We start from the raw sequence: 15,932 nt of genomic DNA, 5'->3' as shown, positions 1-15,932 counted from the left end.
GGCAAGGGGGGCGGGGTCGGGGTCATCGGGCGCTCAGGGTTGGGCAGGCACGGGCTGGAAGGCGGGCTTCACCGCCGGCTTCAACAGCACCACCAGGGTGAACACGCCCAGCACGGTGCCGAACGGCGTGAACAGACACGACAGGGCCGCCACCACCAGGCACAGCGTGTACCGGCGGCGCTGCGCCAGGCTTCGCCCGGCCAGCACCATCAGCGATGTCATGGTCAGGCAGACCACCAGGAACAGCGCGCCCATGCCGACGAACATCCAGCCCACCATCAGGTCGCTGTTGGCGCCGGCGGCCTGCTGGTTGGCCGGGAACCAGCCGTTGACGATGCCAAGGCCGATCCCGATGTAGAGCAGCGGGAAGAGCGCGAACAGGGCCATCAGGCCGGCGACCACGTAGTGGAAGATCGACAGCAGGCGCAGATGGCCCTGGTCTTCCAGCGACAGCAGCGGCGGCGGAGCCAGCGGGGTGGGGGCAGCGTCCATGCGTATCTCCCGGATCAGCCGATGTGGACGCGTTCGGCGCCGTCGGTGGCGGCGGTGACCTCGCCGATGGTCCAGTGCGCCAGGCCCAGGCCGTCCAGCGCGGTGCCGATGCGCCCGGCCTGCGCCGGCGGGACCACCAGCACGAAGCCGATGCCGCAGTTGAAGGTGCGCCACATTTCGGCATCGGCCACGGCGCCTTCGCGCTGCAGCCACTGGAACACCGGCGGCAGCGACCAGGCGCTGGCGCGGATGTCCAGGCCCAGGCCATCGGGCACCACCCGGATGATGTTCTCGGTCAGGCCGCCACCGGTAATGTGGGCCATGCCGTGGATGGCCTCGCCGTGGGCCTTGAGCAGCGCCAGCACCGGCTTGACGTACAGCGCGGTCGGCGCCATCAGCGCATCGACCAGGCGCTTGCCGTCCTCCAGCACCAGGTCGGCCGGCTGCCCGGCGCGGTCGTAGATGCGGCGGATCAGCGAGTAGCCGTTGGAGTGCGGGCCGGAGGAGGCGATGCCGATCAGCAGGTCGCCCTGGGCAACGCGCGCGCCGTCGAGCAGCTCGGACTTCTCCACCGCGCCCACGGTGAAGCCGGCCAGGTCGTACTCGCCCGGCGGGTACATGTCCGGCATTTCGGCGGTTTCACCGCCGATCAGCGCGCAACCGGCCTCGGTGCAGCCATTGGCGATGCCGCCGACCACGGCGGCGGCCGTGTCGATGTCCAGCTTGCCGGTGGCGAAATAATCCAGGAAGAACAGCGGCTCGGCGCCCTGCACCAGCACGTCGTTCACGCACATGGCCACCAGGTCGATGCCGATGGTGTCGTGGCGGCCCAGCTGCTGGGCCAGCTTCAGCTTGGTTCCCACGCCGTCGGTGCCCGAGACCAGCACCGGTTCGCGGTACTTGTTGGACAGGTCGAACAGGGCGCCGAAACCGCCCAGGCCGCCCATCACTTCCGGCCGGAAGCTGCGCTTGACCAGCGGCTTGATGCGTTCGACCAGCTCGTTGCCTGCGTCGATGTCGACACCGGCGTCGCGGTAGGTCAGGGAAGGAGGGGTCGAAGACGGGGAGTTGGTCACGGGCGTGGGCGCTGCGCTGGGGTGAAAGCGGGATTTTAACAGGCCACGTTGGCGCACAGGCCCTATTCGGGCAACAATTCCCCCTGGATACGCTCTATGGAAAGTCCTGATGCGCCGCAGCCTCCTGTTTGTGATGTTCCTCGCCCTGTGCCTGCCGGTGGCCACGATGGCCCAGAGTGGCCTGCGGACCGAGGGCGATGTCGCCAGCGCCTCCGGCGCCTATGAGGCGGAGGTGCCGGTCAACAGCCAGAGCGATGCCGACCGCAATGGCGCCTTGGCGCGCGCGCTGGGCAACGTGCTGGCCAAGCTCTCCGGCGACCGCGGCGTGATGGCCCGGCCGGGCGTGGTGCAGTCGCTGCGCGGGGCCAAGGATTACGTGGCCAGCTACGACTACCGCCAGGACCAGAGCACCTCGGCCAGCGGCGCCCCCAGCTACCGGACGGTGCTGGTGGCGCGCTTCCGCCAGGATGACGTGGATGGGCTGATCGGCGCATTGGGGCTGCCGCTGTGGCCGCAGCCGCGGCCCAAGCCGGTGGTCTGGCTGGCCATCGATGACGGCTCGGGCCCGCGCCTGGTCACCGTGCAGCAGGCCAATGCCGCCCGCCCGTTGCTGAACCGCGCGATCGAGCGCGGCTACAAGCTGGGCCTGCCGTCGGGCAGTGCGGCCGAGCAGGCCCTGGTCGGTGCGATCTGGCGCCAGGACACCGCCGCGGTGGCCCGTGCGTCGGCGCGCTATGCCCCGCCGATGCAGCTGGTGGGCAAGCTGTACCGCGACAAGAGCGGCGGCTGGGTGGCCGACTGGGTGTTCGTCGATGGCGGCAAGGAACTGAACAAGTGGTCCACCAAGGACACCGATGCCCGCCGCGCGATGGCCGGTGGTGCCGACGGGGCCGCCGACGCGCTGGTGCGGCGTTACGCCAAGGCCGGTGCAGCCACCGGTACGGCGGGTACCTACCGGATCGTGGTCACCGGCATCCACAGCGCCGAGGACTACATGCGCCTGGCCGCCGGCCTGCGCGAGACCCCGGTGGTGCGCAACGTGGTGCCGGTGCGCGCTGCCGGCGACCGCCTGGAGCTGGCGCTGGACATGACCACCGGCCTGGCCGGCCTGAACCGCATGCTCGGCGACAATGGCGTGCTGGTGCCGGTCGCACCGCTGCCCGTCCCGGTCGATGGCGACGAACCCACTGCCGCGCCCGTGCCGGCCAGCAACGAGTACCGCCTGCGATGATCCTCAGCCCCGAAGCGGAAATCGCGCAGTTCCTGCGCCGCCTCAAATACGTGCTGGTCGCGCTGGCGGCGGGCTGGGTGATCTGGCTGCTCGGCCCGATTCTGACCCCGTTCGTGCTGGCACTGGCGTTGGCCTGGCTGGGCGACCCGCTGGTCGATCGGATCGAGGCCACCGGCCGTTCCCGCAATACCGGCGTGGTGCTGGTGTTCGTGGCGATGATCCTGGTGATCACGGCGGCACTGCTGATCCTGGTGCCGATGATCGAGCGCCAGATCGCCACGCTGATCGCGGCGATCCCGCAGGCGCAGCAGTGGCTGATGCAGACCGGGATTCCGTGGTTCGAGCAGAAGACCGGCCTGGAAGTCATGCAGTGGCTGGACCCGGACCGCCTGATCGAGTGGGTGCGCAGCCATTGGCAGCAGGCCGGCGGCTTTGCCAAGACCTTCTTCGGCTACGTGTCGCGCTCTGGCTTCACGATGGTCACCTGGGTGGTCAACATCCTGCTGCTGCCGATCCTGGCGTTCTACTTCCTGCGCGACTGGGACAAGCTGGTGGAGCGGGTGGCCTCGATGATCCCACGCAACCACATTGCCACCATCACCAACCTGGCGCGCGAGTCGGATGAAGTGCTCGGTGCGTTCATCCGCGGCCAGTTCCTGGTGATGATCGCGCTGGGCGTGGTGTACGCGGCCGGGCTGTCGCTGGTGGGGCTCAAGCTGGGCCTGTTGATCGGCCTGGTCGCCGGTCTGATCAGCTTCATCCCCTACCTGGGTGCGACCACCGGCATCGTCATGGCCGTGGTGGCCGCGCTGGTGCAGGCGCAGGGCTTCGATCTCAAGCTGCTGATCCTGGTGGGCGTGGTGTTCACCGTGGGCCAGCTGCTGGAGAGCTACGTGCTGACCCCGCGCATCGTCGGCGACAAGATCGGCCTGCATCCGGTGGCCGTCATCTTCGCGGTGATGGCCGGTGGCCAGCTGTTCGGCTTCCTGGGCATGCTGCTGGCGCTGCCGGTGGCGGCGGTGAGCAACGTGCTGCTGCGCTACGCGCACCAGCGCTACCGCGAAAGCGAGCTGTATGCCGGTGAGCGCTCGGCAATCGTGCTCGATTCCTACATCGACAAGACCGACGTGGTGATCACGATGCCGAAGGATCCGGACGGCCAGTGAGCGTGGTCCCGCAGCTGCCGCTTGCCCTGCGCTACCCGCAGGACGAGCGCCTGGAAACCTTCATCGGCGCCCCGGACGGGGCGCTGGCGCAGCTGCGTGCGATCGCCATCGGCGCGGCATCGGACTGGGTCTACCTGGAAGGCGCGGCAGGCACCGGCAAGACCCACCAGGCGCTGGCGATGTGCTCGCTGGCCGAGCAGGCCGGTCGGCAGCCGACGTACCTCCCGCTGAAGGCGGTGGTCGGGCGCACGCGCGCCGCGCTGGAATCACTGGAAGGCCGCGATCTGGTCGCGCTCGACGGCCTGGATGCCGTGGCCGGGCACCGCGACGATGAAGTGGCATTGTTCGACTTCCACAACCGCGCACGCAGTGCCGGCATCACGCTGCTGTACACCGCCCAGCATGCGCCCGACCAGCTGGGCCTGGTGCTGCCGGACCTGCGTTCGCGCCTGCAGCAGTGCGTGCGCGTGGTGTTGCAGCCGCTGGACGATGAAGGCCGTGCGGCGGTGCTGCGCGAGCGTGCGGCGCGCCGTGGCCTGGCCATCGACGAGGCCGCGATCGAATGGCTGCTGACCCGCACCGGACGCGAGCTGGGCAGCCTGGTCAGCCTGCTGGACTGGCTGGATCGCGAATCATTGGCCGCGCAGCGGCGCATCACCGTGCCGTTCCTGCGCCAGGTGGTGGAAGAAGGCTCGCACCGCCTGTAGCGCGCTCTACCGCTGTGGCTGCCGGCGCAGCGCCGCATCCAGTGCCGCCAACCGCTCCGGCGTGCCCACATCGGTCCATTGCCCACGATGATGCTGCCCGGTGACCCGGCCGTCGCCCATCGCGTGACGCATCAACGGCGCCAGTCCGAACTGCGGCGGCGTGGCAGCGGCACCGTCGGTACCGCCGATGACCTCGCGCCATCCCTGCACAATCCCCGGGCGGAACACGCCCACACCGGCATAGGTCAGGCGCGGCGCATCGCCCACATCGCCCACCGTGCCATCGTCGTGCAGGATGAAATCCCCGCGCGGGTGCTGCACCGGATTGTCGACCAGCACCAGGTGCGCGTCGCCGTGCGGCTGTACCGGCAACGTGGCGAAATCCACGTCGGTCCAGACATCGCCGTTGACCACCAGGAACGGGCCGTCACCCAGCACCGGCAGCGCGTTGAGAATGCCGCCGCCGGTCTCCAGCGGTATCGGACCTTCGTCGACCAGATGCAGGCGCAGGCCCCAGCGCGCGCCATCGCCCAGCGCCGGCGCGAACCGGTCGCCCAGCCACGAGGTATTGATCACCACCTCGTCGATGCCGGCCGCGGCCAGGCGTTCGAGGTGCCACACCACCAGCGGTTTGCCACCGGCCACCAGCAGCGGCTTGGGTGTGTGCAGGGTCAGCGGTCGCATCCGCTCGCCCTTGCCGGCGCAGAACACCAGCGCCTTCATGCGCGCGCCGGCCGCGGTTGCGCCAGCCGGGCCAGCGCGGGCTTGATGCGGTCTTCCAGCAGCGCCCGCAGCGGGGCCAGTTCCGGGTGGCGCGGCAGCACTTCGTCCAGGTACCGGATGAAGCGCGGCGCATCGTCGAAGTAATGGCCCTTGCCGTCGCGGTCGCGCAGGCGCACGAACAGGCCGAGAATCTTCAGGTGCCGCTGCACACCCATCCAGTCCGCGTCGCGCAGGAACTGCGGCCACGGCCGCACCGGCAGGCCGGCGGCCCGTGCCTGTGCGTGGTAGCGCGCCAGCCAGGCATCCACCCGCGCCAGCGGCCAGCTCAGGAAGGCATCCTTGAACAGGCTGACCGGGTCGTAGGCGATCGGGCCGCGCACCAGGTCCTGGAAGTCGAGCACCGCGGGCCCGTCGTCGACCGGCATCAGATTGCGCGGCATGAAATCGCGGTGGGTCAGTACCTGCGGCTGGCCCAGGGCGTTGTCCATCAGGCGGCGATGCACCAGCTGCAGGCCTTCCAGCTCGCCGCAGTCCAGTTGCAGCCCCAGGTGGCGCTGCAGGAACCACTCGTCGAACAGGCCGGCGTCGCGCTGCAGCAGTGCCTCACCGAAGCTGCCCATGCCGTCGGGCACGGGGATCGACTGCAGCCGGATCAGTTGCGCGAAGGCGGCGTCGAACCAGGCATCTGCGTTGGCATCGTCGATGTGGCGGGCCAGCGTGGGGCCGCCGAGGTCCTCAAGCAGCAGGAACCCCTGCTCGACATCGCGCTCGAACACCTGCGGCACGCGCACGCCGTTGGGTGCGAGCAGATCATGCATGCGCAGCCACGGGCGCACGTCCTCCAGGCCAGGCGGAGAATCCATCACGATGTGGCTGCCACGCGTGCTGGTGGCGCGCCAGTAGCTGCGGAAGCCGGCGTCCACCGAGGCGCGGTCGAGCGCCAGGTGCGGGTCGCCAAGCATGGAACCTGCCCACTGCCGGCGGAGGTCGGCGCGCAGCGGGTCGGAAGCGGGATCGTTCATGGACGGGTACATCGAAGCGGCGCCGGATGGCGCGCGGAAGGAAAGGAGTGGGGCAAGGTCAGCGTTTGCCGCTGACCAGTCGCAGCACGGCCAGGATGGCGACCGCGCCGATCACCGCGCCGATGAAGCCGGCCGGTTCGCCGCGTGCATACCAGCCCATGTACTGGCCGAACCAGCCGGCAAACAGCGCACCGCCGATGCCCAGCACGATGGTCAGCAGACAGCCCATGCGGTTGTTGCCGGGCATGAAGAAACGCCCGAGCAGGCCGACGATGAAGCCGACCAGGATGATGTAGAGCCAGCTGGTGCTGCCGAACAGACTGTTCATGACGCCGATTCCCGCAGGAGATGGACGCAGCCTACCAAGTGCAGGCTGCGTCCGTCACCGGGACGGTCAGCAGCAGCCGTGGCCGCCGTGGCGGGTGCCGCTGTCGGCCGCCACCGGCGAGCCGCTGGTCTCACCGCGCAGGCTGGCCGCGTAGTGCTCGCTGATCACCTTGGACACGCAGGCGGTCACGCGCTTGCCCATCGGGATGTGCAGGAACTCGTTCGGGCCGTGTGCGTTGGAGTGCGGGCCGAGCACGCCGGTGATCATGAACTGCGCGCCGGGGAACTTCTCGCCGAGCATGCCCATGAACGGAATCGAGCCGCCTTCGCCCATGTACATCGCCGGCTTGCCGAAGAAGGTCTGGCTGGCATCGTCGATTGCCTTGGTCAGCCACGGCGCCATCGCCGGCGCGTTCCAGCCGGTGGAGGCCTTCTCCAGGTCCAGCGTCACTTCGGCACCGTTCGGCGGATCGCGCAGCAGGGCGTCCTTGAGCAGCTCGCCGCAGGTCTTGCCGTCGGCGGTCGGCGGCAGGCGCAGCGACAGCTTCACAGCGGTATGCGGGCGCAGCACGTTGCCGGCCGAGGCCAGCGGCGGCATGCCGTCCACACCGGTCACCGACAGCGCCGGGCGCCAGGTGCGGTTGAGCACCAGTTCGGTAAGGTCGTCATTCATCGGCGTGAGGCCGTCGACCAGCGGGAATTTCTCGAAGATCGCGGTGTCCACCACGTCGGCGGCGCGCTTGGCCTGTTCCAGGCGCTCGGCCGGAATGTCCACATTCATGCCATCGATCAGGATGCGGCCGGTGTTCTCGTCCTCGATGCGCGAGAGCAGCTGGCGCAGCAGGCGGAAGCTGGACGGCACCACGCCGGAGGCATCGCCGGAATGCACGCCTTCATTGAGCACCTTGACCGAGAAATTGCCGCCGGTCAGACCGCGCAGCGAGGTGGTGCACCACAGCTGGTCGTAGTTGGCGCAGCCCGAATCCAGGCACACCACCAGCGACGGCTTGCCGATGCGGTCGGCCAGGTGATCCACGTAGGCGGGCAGGTCGTAGCTGCCCGATTCCTCGCAGGCTTCGATCAGCACCACACAGCGTGCGTGCGGCAGGCCCTGTTCCTGCAGCGCCAGCACCGCGGCCAGCGAGCCGAAGATCGCATAGCCGTCGTCGGCGCCACCGCGGCCGTACAGCTTGTCGCCGCGCAGCACCGGCACCCACGGGCCGAGGTCGTCGTCCCAGCCGGTCATTTCCGGCTGCTTGTCCAGGTGCCCGTACAGCAGCACGGTGTCGTCGCCGGTCTCGGCGCCGGTGGCGGGAATCTCCAGCAGGATCAGCGGCGTGCGGCCTTCCAGGCGCACCACTTCCACGTTCAGGCCGGGCAGCTTCTGGGCCTTGGCCCAGTTCTCCATCAGCGTGACCGCCTGCTCCATGTAGCCGTTCGCGACCCAATCAGCGTCGAACATCGGCGATTTGTTGGGGATACGGATGTAATCGACCAGTTGCGGGACGATGTCGTTGTCCCACTTGTCACTGAGGAATTGGCCGAGTTTGGCGCTGTCCATCTGAAACTCCGAGTGCATTGGCTAGTCCTCACATTCTACGCCTCCCGTCGGGGTAGGGATTTCCCTACATCACGTCGGGTATTTGGCCGGCTGCGTGAAGGTGCAGTGGACGATAGGCTGTGTGTATGTGGCGCGGGACACTGTTTTGGCCGAAGGGAATGTCGGCAGGCACTGTTTCCAAGTCACAAGGAGTTTCACGGTGGGGCCTTGGGTTTCGTGGAAGGCGCTGGTGCTGGGAATGCTGTTGATGTGGCCTGCCCATGCGGCGGACCGGATCGACATCAATACCGCCGATGCGTCGATGCTGGAGCAGGGACTGGCGAACGTAGGGCCCAGACGGGCTGAGGCGATCGTTGCATACCGGCGACAACACGGCCCTTTTCTTCGAGTCGAGGAGCTGGCTCGGGTCAAGGGGATAGGGACAGCAACCGTCGAACGGAATCGACAGCGGATGACGGCAGGCATCAGGACGATGCCCGTCGAGGAGCCTCCCAGGAAGGAGGCGCCGCGCTCCGTACCCAGGCGCTGACGGACAGGATTGCCGGAGACGGGCAGGACGCTGGTCGGCCACGCGGGCAGGACGCCCGATGGCACCGGACGCAGCAGGGACGCCCATGCCGCACGGACGCGGCGCCAACGGAAGGCAGGACACCACCAGGACGGTGGCATCCAGACCCGGGAAGGGAATGCGATGGCGGATAGAACAACGGCCCAGTGCAGGGAGCATGGTCGGGACCCATTTGGCAGGATGCGAAAGGGGGAAGGCGGGATGCCGACAAGGACGTGAAGATTGCCCGGTACCGTACAGGACGTATGGCCGGGCAATTTCTTTTCTGCGCGCGTGGCGCACTGCCGCGCCGCGAATCACCACTGCCGTGCGGCGCATCGTGTAGCCTCGGCGCGTCACTGCACAGGAATGAAGCAATGCGCGTACGTCGTTGTCTGTTGAGCGGGGTGGCAACCGCGCTTGTCGCTGCACTGTCCCTGGCCCACGCCGCCACGCCCCCGTCCACGGCGACGGCGACGGCGGCCACCACCGAGGTCGTACGCGGCCCCACCGACCTCAAGCCCGGCGAGTTCCTCTGGCATCCGGAGATTTCGCCGGCCGGTCCGATCGTGCTGGTGGTCAGCCTGGATGAGCAGCGCGCCTATGTGTATCGCAACGGCATCGCCATCGGGCTGAGCACCATCAGCTCGGGCAAGGCCGGGCACGAAACCCCGACCGGCGTGTTCACCATCCTGCAGAAGGACAAGGACCACCGGTCCAATCTCTACAACAGCGCGCCGATGCCGTACATGCAGCGCCTGACCTGGGATGGCATCGCGCTGCACGGCGGCAGCCTGCCCGGGCATCCGGCATCCCACGGTTGCGTGCGCCTGCCGCAGGCGTTCGCGCAGAAGCTGTTTGGCGAGACCCGGCGCGGCGACACCGTGGTGGTGGCCGATGCCAAGAGCGCGCCGATGACGCTGGCCTATCCGGCGGTATTGGCACCGGTCAACAGCACCGGCAAACCGCTGGTCGAAACCACCGATGCACCGGACCACTACTGGAACGACGCCGCCGCGCCCTCCGGACAGGTCGGTATCCTGGTCAGCCTGCACGACCAGCGCCTGTACGTGCTGCGCGATGGCGTGCTGATCGGTGAATCGCGGCTGGAAGCCAAGGCGCTGCCGGCCTTCGAGGGCACTACGCTGTTCGTGATGCAGCAGGGGTACGCGGATGTTCCCAGCCCCCTGGACGCGCACCAGCGCCTGCACACGTGGACGGCGTACCCGTTGCTGGGCCAGAGCGAGGGCAACGCCAGCCCGGACCTGCTGGCCACGCCGAGCCTGCCGATGGCGCTGCCGCCGGCGTTTGCCGAGCAGTTGTACAAGGCGCTGGTGCCGGGCACCACGCTGCTGGTGACCAGTCTGCCGGCGGTACGCCCGGTGGCCGATGAACAGAACCTGCAGCCGGTCTTGGAATCCGACGCCCCGGGGTCCACCTTGTAGGGATTGCTCCCGTTGGCGGGTGGTTGCCCATGTCTGCTGTGAAAGCCCTGTTGGCCGCTGCGCTCGGCCTGATTGCGTCCGCCTCGGCGGGCGCAGCCGGGATCCCCGTGGCGGCGGCTGCGCCATCCGCCTCGAGCGCCGCGCGCCCGGCGGCGCAGGACCCGGCCCGGTTGGCCGAGATGCTGGCGCAGGCGGCACCGTCGGCCGACCGCAACGTGCTGCAGCTGGCGGCCAAGGCGATGTCGTGCGCGCTGCGTCGGCCCGATCTTGGCGTCGACCCGGCGCGGTTGAGCGTGATCGACTATTCGCGCCCCTCCACCGAACCGCGCATGTGGGTGTTCGACCTGCGCCGACAGACGCTGCTGTTCGAGGAATGGGTGGCGCATGGCCGCAACAGCGGCGGCAATCGTACCGAGCATTTCTCCAACCGCGACGGCAGCTTCATGTCCAGCCTGGGCGCGTTCACCGCGAAGGAAACCTACATGGGCGGCAACGGTTACTCGCTGCGCCTGGAAGGCCTGGAGCCGGGCTTCAATGACAACGCGCGCGATCGGGCCATCGTCATCCACGGCGCGCCGTACGTGAACCCTACCTTCGCCCGCATGCAGGGCCGGCTCGGCCGCAGTCTCGGTTGCCCGGCCGTGCGGTTGACGGTGGCCAAGCCGCTGATCGACAGCCTGCGCGGTGGTGCGATGGTGTTCGCCTACTTCCCGGACAAGGACTGGCTGGCGCGTTCGCGGCTGCTGGAACCGGACTGCGGCGGCAGCGCCGGCTGAGGCACAATGCCGGCATGTCGACCGATACCTTCCTGAGCGCGGCCACGCGCGTGATTCCCAGTGTCGAGTACCGCCGCGAGCGCTGGCGCAATGGCCTGGGCTGGACCCGCGAGATTGTGCGCGTGCCCGACACCGACGACTGGCAGGTGCGCCTGTCGATCGCCGAGATCGAGCAGGATGCCGCCTTCTCCGCGTTTCCCGGGATCGAGCGCGAGCTGGTACTGCTGCGTGGCGAAGGCCTGCGCCTGCGCTTTGCCGATGGCACGCTGCACACGCTGATGCCGCCGCATGACCGCCTGCGCTTTGCCGGCGAAGCGCAGGTGCGTGGCGAGCTGGTGGACGGCGTCACCCACGACTTCAACCTGATGTGGCGCCGTGATGCGGTGAACGCCGAACTGCTGCATCGCCCGCTGGTGGGCAGCATGTTCTTCTTCACCGAAGCGGACACCGCCTGGGCGATCCACCTGTTGTCCGGACAGGCGCAGTTCGACGGCGACACCAACCTGCCGCCGTTGGAAGCCGGCGATACCGCGTGGCTGGCCGCCGGTGAACGCCGGCGTTTCGCGCTGCGCGGCGGTGGGGAGTTGTTGGCGATCCGGGTTTCACCCGGAAAACCTCCACTTGCATGACGACACCGGCAATCAACGGCTGCTGACCCGGATCCGGGAAGCACGGCATGCGTTGCTGCATTGGCGCTGCTCTCCCGCCGAACCGGCGCACACCTTGCGGGTAACTGGCCGTCGATCAACCGCCTACGCTGCGCAACGTCCGGCAAGGGCGTGACCGTCGATCGAAGGCGGCTCCGGCACCGGTGATGCGTTCGCCGCGCAGGTCACTGCTACCGGCAGTCGTTGCCGGCGATGCGCGATGGCCGTTGCTCAGTACACGTCGCGCCGATACCGTCCGGCGACGATCAGGGCTTCTTTGCCTTCGCGTCCCAGCGCCTGTTCGATCACTGCATCCACCGCCGGGGCCATGCCCTGCAGGCTGCCGCAGACCAGGATCGTGGCACCGTCGCGCACCCACTGGCGCAGCTCGTCCAGGCGCGCCTGCAGCCGGTCCTGCACGTAGCGATGTTCACCGCCGTCGCGACTGAACACCGTATCCAGGCGCTGGATGCCCCCGGCCTGATGCCAGGCGATGAGTTCATCGCCAAAGAAGAAATCGTGGGCCTGGGTACGCTCGCCGAAGAGCAGCCAGTTGCGCCGCGCGCCGGCATCGATGCGGGCGCGCAGATGCGCGCGCAACCCGGCGATGCCGGTGCCGTTGCCGATCAGGATCAACGGTGCGTCGTGCGCCGGGGCATGGAAATTCGGGTTGCTGCGGAAGCGCAGGTCGATGCGGCCGCCCAGGTCGGCGTGGTCGCACAACCAGCCGCTGCCCAGCCCGGGCGTGCCGTCCGGGCGCAGCTGGCGGCGCAGCAACAGCATCACCTGGCCTTCGACGGGCATGCTGGCGATGGAGTACTCGCGGTGCGGCAGCGGCGTGAGCGAGGCGACCAGGGCCGCGTCCTCGGCGGGCACCGCATCGGGCAAGGCCGGCAGGTGCGCGCGCGCCAGATGGGCCGACAGCGGCTCGCCGCCCACCATGCTCGCGCCGTCGCGTGCGTGGGTGGCCAGCCACGCCGCCACGTCGGCCGGTGCGTGCCGCGGCCCGATTTCCACTACGTCACCGGCCTGCCAGGCCGGCAGCGCGCCGTCAGCCGGCACCAGCGCGATCCGCCAGGTACCGGTGCCAGGGCTGCCGGGGTTCTCCAGCGTGCGCGCCTGCAGGTGCCACGGCCGGTACTCGGCCGGGGTCCAGTCCGGCAGGTCGGTGGCGGCGCCGCCGAGCTGGCCGAGCAGCTGCTGCCAGTGGCGCAGCGCGGCGGGATCGGCGTTGTCCACCTCCACGGTATCGAACAACGGGTGCGCGCCGTGCTGGCGCAGCCACGCATCGAGCTGGTGCCCGAACGCGCAGAAATGGCCGTAGCTGCGGTCGCCCAGCGCCAGTACGCCGTAGTGCAGCCCGGGCAGGGCCAGCGCTTGTGGCATGACGTTGCGCAGGAACGGCAGTGCGTGATCGGGCGCATCGCCTTCGCCGGTGGTGCTGACAACGAACAGGGCCTGCGTGGCCTGCTGCAGGGTCGCCGCATCAATCTGGTGCAGGCCGCGGACGCGTACCGCCACGCCGGCTGCACGCAGGGCGTCGGCGCTGCGTTCGCACAGCTGCTGGGCAAACCCGGTCTGGCTGGACCAGACCAGCATGGTCGGCGGTGGGCCACTGTCGCTGGCGGTGTCGTCGCGCGGACGGCCCCGCCACCACACCACCGCGCAGAACACTGCATACGCCACCACGCTGCCGGCGGCCCAGCTCCAGCGCGCGGGCAGCGGTGCACTCTGCCACCACGCGTCCTGCTGGTGCAGGCCCAGCAGCCACACTGCGATCAGCAACAGCAGCGCGATCACGGCGGTGTTGCCGAGGGTGGCGCGCGAGGGGAATCTCATGCCGCGCCCGCCGCATCATCGCCAAGCAGCTGCGCGAAGGCCGGGCTCAGGTGTTCGTCGATGCCCTGCGCGCCACGGGTGACGAAGCGGGCCGCCAGGCCGTGGGCACGCGCGAAGGCGAGGCCCGTTTCCACGCCCATCACCGTCAGGGCGGTTGCCCACGCATCGGCGTGCATCGCATCGAGGGCCACCACGGTGACGGCGGCGGCCGCGCGTGCAACGGGCGCACCGCTGCGCGGGTCCAGGGTGTGGCTGAACTGCGCGCCGTCCTGTTCAAAGTGATGCCAGCGGTCGCCGGAGGTGGCGACGGCGCGATCGTCGAGCGTCAGCACGCGGGGCGGGTGGGTTGCCCGCGCATCGTCCTCCGGCGCGGATTCAACCAGGACGCGCCACGGCTGGCCGTCGGGCTTGCGCCCATAGCCATGCAGTTCGCCCCCCACTTCCACCAGCGCGGCGTGCACGTCCTGCTGGCGCAGCCAATGGACGATCTGGTCGACACCGAAGCCCTTGGCGATGGCCGAGAGATCCAGCTCCAGTCCACCGGGTTGGTACAGCCGGCCGGGTTCATGCCGCAGGCGCTGCCAGCCACAGCGTGCACGGGTGGCGGCCAGGGTCTGCGCGTCGGGCACGCGCCGGGCCTGCGCCTGTGCACCGAACCCCCACACCGCCACCAGCGGACCGACGGTGGGATCGAAGGCGCCGCCGCTGCGCCGGGCGATGTCCAGCGCGCACTGCACGACCGTGTCGAACAGCGGCGGCAGGGCCTGCCAGTGGCCGGCATCGGCGCGGTTGAACCGCGCGATGTCGCTGCCGGACTCCCAGGTGCTCATCTGCGCCACGACGGCGTCGAGCTGGGCCTGGATGCCGGCATGCAGCGGGTGCAGGTCGCGCGTACGCGCCACCGCCAGCTTTACCTGCCAGGTGGTGCCCATGCTGTGGCCACCGAGGCTGGCGATGTCGAGGAGCGTGTCGTTCATGGGCGAGGGCAGGGACGCCGGGCAGGGCCCGGCGTACGGTTACTGCGGCAGCACTTCCAGGGTGGCGACGTAGCTCAGGCGACGGGTCTTGGCCTGCTTGACGGACACCTTCTTGTCTTCGGTGCCGGTTTCCAGCCAGTACATGCCGGCCTCGGGCCAGGTGACGGTGAACTCGCCCTTCTTGTCGGTGGTGACCTTGATCTCTTCCTGGGCGTTGCGATAGCGCGTGCCGCCGCGGGTGATCTCGAACGCCAGACCGGCGCGCGGCTTGCCATCGACCAGCACGCGGAAGGACGCGGGCTCGCCGGCGACCAGGTCGTTGGGATGGGCCAGCGCCACCATCTCGATGCCCTGCCTGGTGGGCTTGAGTGCGGTGTCGTTCGGGGTGCCGTTGGTGACGAAGGTTTCCACGCGGCCGACCGACTGCGACACCTTCAGGTTCTTGGCCTTCTTCGGCACTTCGCTGGCGAAGGTGGCGGCGGTACCGCGCCAGCGCTTGGGCTTGCCATCTTCGTCCCAGGTGGCCGACAGGCCGTTGTTGATGGTGGCCAGGCGGTAGGTGCCCTGCTGGGTCAGCTCAACGTCGAACACGCTGCGGAACTTGCCGGTGGAGGCGTTCTGCGGCTGCACGGTGGTGCCGTCCGGTGCGGTGATCACCAGGTTGTCCAGGCGCAGCGGCACGTGGTTGAAGTAGAACAGGTCGTTGGACACGGCCGCGTCGACGGTGATCCACGGGTTGTTGCCGGCGATGACGGTCTGCGAGGGCTGCAGCCAGGCCTTGTGGGCCAGGGCGGAGAACGGAAGGGCGGCGGCCAGGGCGGCGGCTAGGACGAGCGTGCGCTTCATCAACAACTCCAGGGAAAGGGAAAGAATCAGGGCTTGGCCGACAGCGTGACCAGGCCGAGCTCGGTGCTGCCCTGGGCCTTGCCGGTCTGTGCGGACGTGGCAGGCCAGGTGAACGGGATCTTGAGCAGTTCACGGCCGCCGACTTCGCGCACCGCTTCCACCACCAGCGTGTAGTTGCCCGGCGCCAGGGCCTTCAGTGCCGGCTGCTTGTCGGAGAACGACAGTGCGTGCTTGCCGACCGGGCGGGTCGGGCCGGTGACACCGTCCACCGGCACGTCCAGCGTGCGGCCGCTCTTGCGCCACCACTGGCGCAGGTCGGGCAGCCACTTGGTGCCGTGGCCTTCGCTGTTGCTGGTCTGCTGGTACCAGACCGACAGGTTGGCGGCGACCTTCTGGTCGGCGCCTTCCAGCCACACCGCGACGTAGGGCCGGTGGTACTCGGCGACGTTGAGCTTGGGCACCTCGACGTTGATGTCCAGCGTGGTGGCATAGGCCGGCGAGGTGGCCAGCAGGCCGCTCAGGGCAATGGTCAGGGTGACGCGCATGGTGC

Annotated in this window: 17 protein-coding genes; 7 read left to right on the top strand and 10 right to left on the bottom strand. The window is 69.1% G+C overall.

Features of this window, described 5'->3' with window-relative positions; genetic code table 11:
- Positions 1–33: 33 nt before the first annotated feature.
- Both OC534_RS18325 and purM read right to left on the bottom strand, forming a co-directional pair.
- A complete protein-coding gene (locus OC534_RS18325) occupies positions 34–492 on the bottom strand; it encodes a membrane protein (protein ID WP_017356235.1) in 459 nt (152 codons plus the stop codon).
- A 14-nt stretch (positions 493–506) separates the two neighbouring features.
- Positions 507–1,568, bottom strand: a complete 1,062-nt coding sequence (purM, locus tag OC534_RS18320; RefSeq protein WP_017356236.1) for a phosphoribosylformylglycinamidine cyclo-ligase — start codon at positions 1,566–1,568, stop codon at positions 507–509.
- Between the two features lie 109 nt (positions 1,569–1,677).
- Between purM and OC534_RS18315 the strand changes: the two genes are divergently transcribed.
- Genes OC534_RS18315 through hda form a run of 3 tightly spaced genes read left to right on the top strand, consistent with a single transcriptional unit; the run spans position 1,678 to position 4,672 of the window.
- Positions 1,678–2,799 (top strand): DUF2066 domain-containing protein, encoded by a 1,122-nt coding sequence (locus OC534_RS18315; RefSeq protein WP_262072342.1) that lies wholly within the window; start codon positions 1,678–1,680, stop codon positions 2,797–2,799.
- A complete protein-coding gene (locus OC534_RS18310) occupies positions 2,796–3,965 on the top strand; it encodes an AI-2E family transporter (protein WP_017356238.1) in 1,170 nt (389 codons plus the stop codon). The genes OC534_RS18315 and OC534_RS18310 overlap by 4 nt, the downstream gene beginning before the upstream one ends.
- Positions 3,962–4,672, top strand: a complete 711-nt coding sequence (gene hda, locus OC534_RS18305) for a DnaA regulatory inactivator Hda (RefSeq protein WP_017356239.1) — start codon at positions 3,962–3,964, stop codon at positions 4,670–4,672. Before OC534_RS18310 ends, hda begins: the two co-directional genes overlap by 4 nt.
- Positions 4,673–4,678: 6 nt before the next feature.
- Here the strand turns inward: hda and murU are convergent, their stop codons facing one another.
- The 4 genes from murU to OC534_RS18285 form a co-directional block, all read right to left on the bottom strand.
- Positions 4,679–5,395, bottom strand: a complete 717-nt coding sequence (gene murU / locus OC534_RS18300; protein ID WP_017356240.1) for an N-acetylmuramate alpha-1-phosphate uridylyltransferase MurU — start codon at positions 5,393–5,395, stop codon at positions 4,679–4,681.
- The gene (locus OC534_RS18295; RefSeq protein ID WP_229296474.1) at positions 5,392–6,357 is read right to left on the bottom strand and encodes a phosphotransferase; all 966 of its coding nucleotides are present in this window, start codon (positions 6,355–6,357) and stop codon (positions 5,392–5,394) included. The genes murU and OC534_RS18295 overlap by 4 nt, the downstream gene beginning before the upstream one ends.
- A 118-nt stretch (positions 6,358–6,475) precedes the next feature.
- The gene (locus OC534_RS18290; protein ID WP_136006530.1) at positions 6,476–6,745 is read right to left on the bottom strand and encodes a GlsB/YeaQ/YmgE family stress response membrane protein; all 270 of its coding nucleotides are present in this window, start codon (positions 6,743–6,745) and stop codon (positions 6,476–6,478) included.
- Positions 6,746–6,811: 66 nt separating this feature from the next.
- Positions 6,812–8,305: a M20 family metallopeptidase gene (locus tag OC534_RS18285; protein WP_262072339.1), complete on the bottom strand. Its 1,494-nt coding sequence runs from the start codon at positions 8,303–8,305 to the stop codon at positions 6,812–6,814.
- A 238-nt stretch (positions 8,306–8,543) separates the two neighbouring features.
- Here OC534_RS18285 and OC534_RS18280 point away from each other — a divergent pair, with 238 nt between their 5' ends.
- From OC534_RS18280 to OC534_RS18265, 4 genes are all read left to right on the top strand, one after another.
- A complete protein-coding gene (locus tag OC534_RS18280; protein WP_136006599.1) occupies positions 8,544–8,834 on the top strand; it encodes a helix-hairpin-helix domain-containing protein in 291 nt (96 codons plus the stop codon).
- 395 nt (positions 8,835–9,229) lie between these two features.
- Entirely contained in the window at positions 9,230–10,297 is a 1,068-nt protein-coding gene (locus OC534_RS18275) for a L,D-transpeptidase (RefSeq protein ID WP_262072338.1), read from the top strand.
- Positions 10,298–10,326: 29 nt separating this feature from the next.
- Positions 10,327–11,073 carry a murein L,D-transpeptidase catalytic domain family protein gene (locus OC534_RS18270; RefSeq protein ID WP_262072337.1) on the top strand — a complete coding sequence of 249 codons (747 nt, stop codon included), beginning with the start codon at positions 10,327–10,329 and terminating at the stop codon, positions 11,071–11,073.
- 14 nt (positions 11,074–11,087) lie between these two features.
- Positions 11,088–11,702 carry a HutD family protein gene (locus OC534_RS18265; RefSeq protein ID WP_136006539.1) on the top strand — a complete coding sequence of 205 codons (615 nt, stop codon included), beginning with the start codon at positions 11,088–11,090 and terminating at the stop codon, positions 11,700–11,702.
- Positions 11,703–11,951: 249 nt separating this feature from the next.
- Here the strand turns inward: OC534_RS18265 and OC534_RS18260 are convergent, their stop codons facing one another.
- From OC534_RS18260 to OC534_RS18245, 4 genes are read right to left on the bottom strand one after another with little or no spacing between them, the layout of a single operon-like run.
- Positions 11,952–13,559 carry a sulfite reductase subunit alpha gene (locus OC534_RS18260; protein ID WP_262072336.1) on the bottom strand — a complete coding sequence of 536 codons (1,608 nt, stop codon included), beginning with the start codon at positions 13,557–13,559 and terminating at the stop codon, positions 11,952–11,954.
- On the bottom strand, positions 13,556–14,536 hold the full coding sequence (locus tag OC534_RS18255) for an FAD:protein FMN transferase (RefSeq protein ID WP_262072335.1): 981 nt from the start codon (positions 14,534–14,536) through the stop codon (positions 13,556–13,558). Before OC534_RS18255 ends, OC534_RS18260 begins: the two co-directional genes overlap by 4 nt.
- A 39-nt stretch (positions 14,537–14,575) precedes the next feature.
- Entirely contained in the window at positions 14,576–15,382 is an 807-nt protein-coding gene (locus OC534_RS18250) for a DUF4198 domain-containing protein (protein WP_166472691.1), read from the bottom strand.
- A gap of 26 nt (positions 15,383–15,408) precedes the next feature.
- Positions 15,409–15,927, bottom strand: a complete 519-nt coding sequence (locus OC534_RS18245; protein ID WP_017355781.1) for a DUF2271 domain-containing protein — start codon at positions 15,925–15,927, stop codon at positions 15,409–15,411.
- Between the last annotated feature and the right edge of the window lie 5 nt (positions 15,928–15,932).

Origin of the sequence: Stenotrophomonas sp. Marseille-Q5258, assembly GCF_946900935.1 — a bacterium.
Taxonomy (GTDB): Bacteria; Pseudomonadota; Gammaproteobacteria; order Xanthomonadales; family Xanthomonadaceae; genus Stenotrophomonas; species Stenotrophomonas nematodicola.
This window is presented reverse-complemented; position numbering and strand designations above follow the sequence as displayed.

Bases quoted from the DNA above. Each gene is read 5' to 3' on its own strand.
- OC534_RS18325 (WP_017356235.1), bottom strand. From the start codon at position 492: ATGGACGCTGCCCCCACCCCGCTGGCTCCGCCGCCGCTGCTGTCGCTG.
- OC534_RS18315 (WP_262072342.1), top strand. From the start codon at position 1,678: ATGCGCCGCAGCCTCCTGTTTGTGATGTTCCTCGCCCTGTGCCTGCCG.
- OC534_RS18310 (WP_017356238.1), top strand. From the start codon at position 2,796: ATGATCCTCAGCCCCGAAGCGGAAATCGCGCAGTTCCTGCGCCGCCTC.
- murU (WP_017356240.1), bottom strand. From the start codon at position 5,395: ATGAAGGCGCTGGTGTTCTGCGCCGGCAAGGGCGAGCGGATGCGACCG.
- OC534_RS18295 (WP_229296474.1), bottom strand. From the start codon at position 6,357: ATGCTTGGCGACCCGCACCTGGCGCTCGACCGCGCCTCGGTGGACGCC.
- OC534_RS18290 (WP_136006530.1), bottom strand. From the start codon at position 6,745: ATGAACAGTCTGTTCGGCAGCACCAGCTGGCTCTACATCATCCTGGTC.
- OC534_RS18285 (WP_262072339.1), bottom strand. From the start codon at position 8,305: ATGGACAGCGCCAAACTCGGCCAATTCCTCAGTGACAAGTGGGACAAC.
- OC534_RS18280 (WP_136006599.1), top strand. From the start codon at position 8,544: ATGCTGTTGATGTGGCCTGCCCATGCGGCGGACCGGATCGACATCAAT.
- OC534_RS18275 (WP_262072338.1), top strand. From the start codon at position 9,230: ATGCGCGTACGTCGTTGTCTGTTGAGCGGGGTGGCAACCGCGCTTGTC.
- OC534_RS18270 (WP_262072337.1), top strand. From the start codon at position 10,327: ATGTCTGCTGTGAAAGCCCTGTTGGCCGCTGCGCTCGGCCTGATTGCG.
- OC534_RS18265 (WP_136006539.1), top strand. From the start codon at position 11,088: ATGTCGACCGATACCTTCCTGAGCGCGGCCACGCGCGTGATTCCCAGT.
- OC534_RS18260 (WP_262072336.1), bottom strand. From the start codon at position 13,559: ATGAGATTCCCCTCGCGCGCCACCCTCGGCAACACCGCCGTGATCGCG.
- OC534_RS18255 (WP_262072335.1), bottom strand. From the start codon at position 14,536: ATGAACGACACGCTCCTCGACATCGCCAGCCTCGGTGGCCACAGCATG.
- OC534_RS18250 (WP_166472691.1), bottom strand. From the start codon at position 15,382: ATGAAGCGCACGCTCGTCCTAGCCGCCGCCCTGGCCGCCGCCCTTCCG.
- OC534_RS18245 (WP_017355781.1), bottom strand. From the start codon at position 15,927: ATGCGCGTCACCCTGACCATTGCCCTGAGCGGCCTGCTGGCCACCTCG.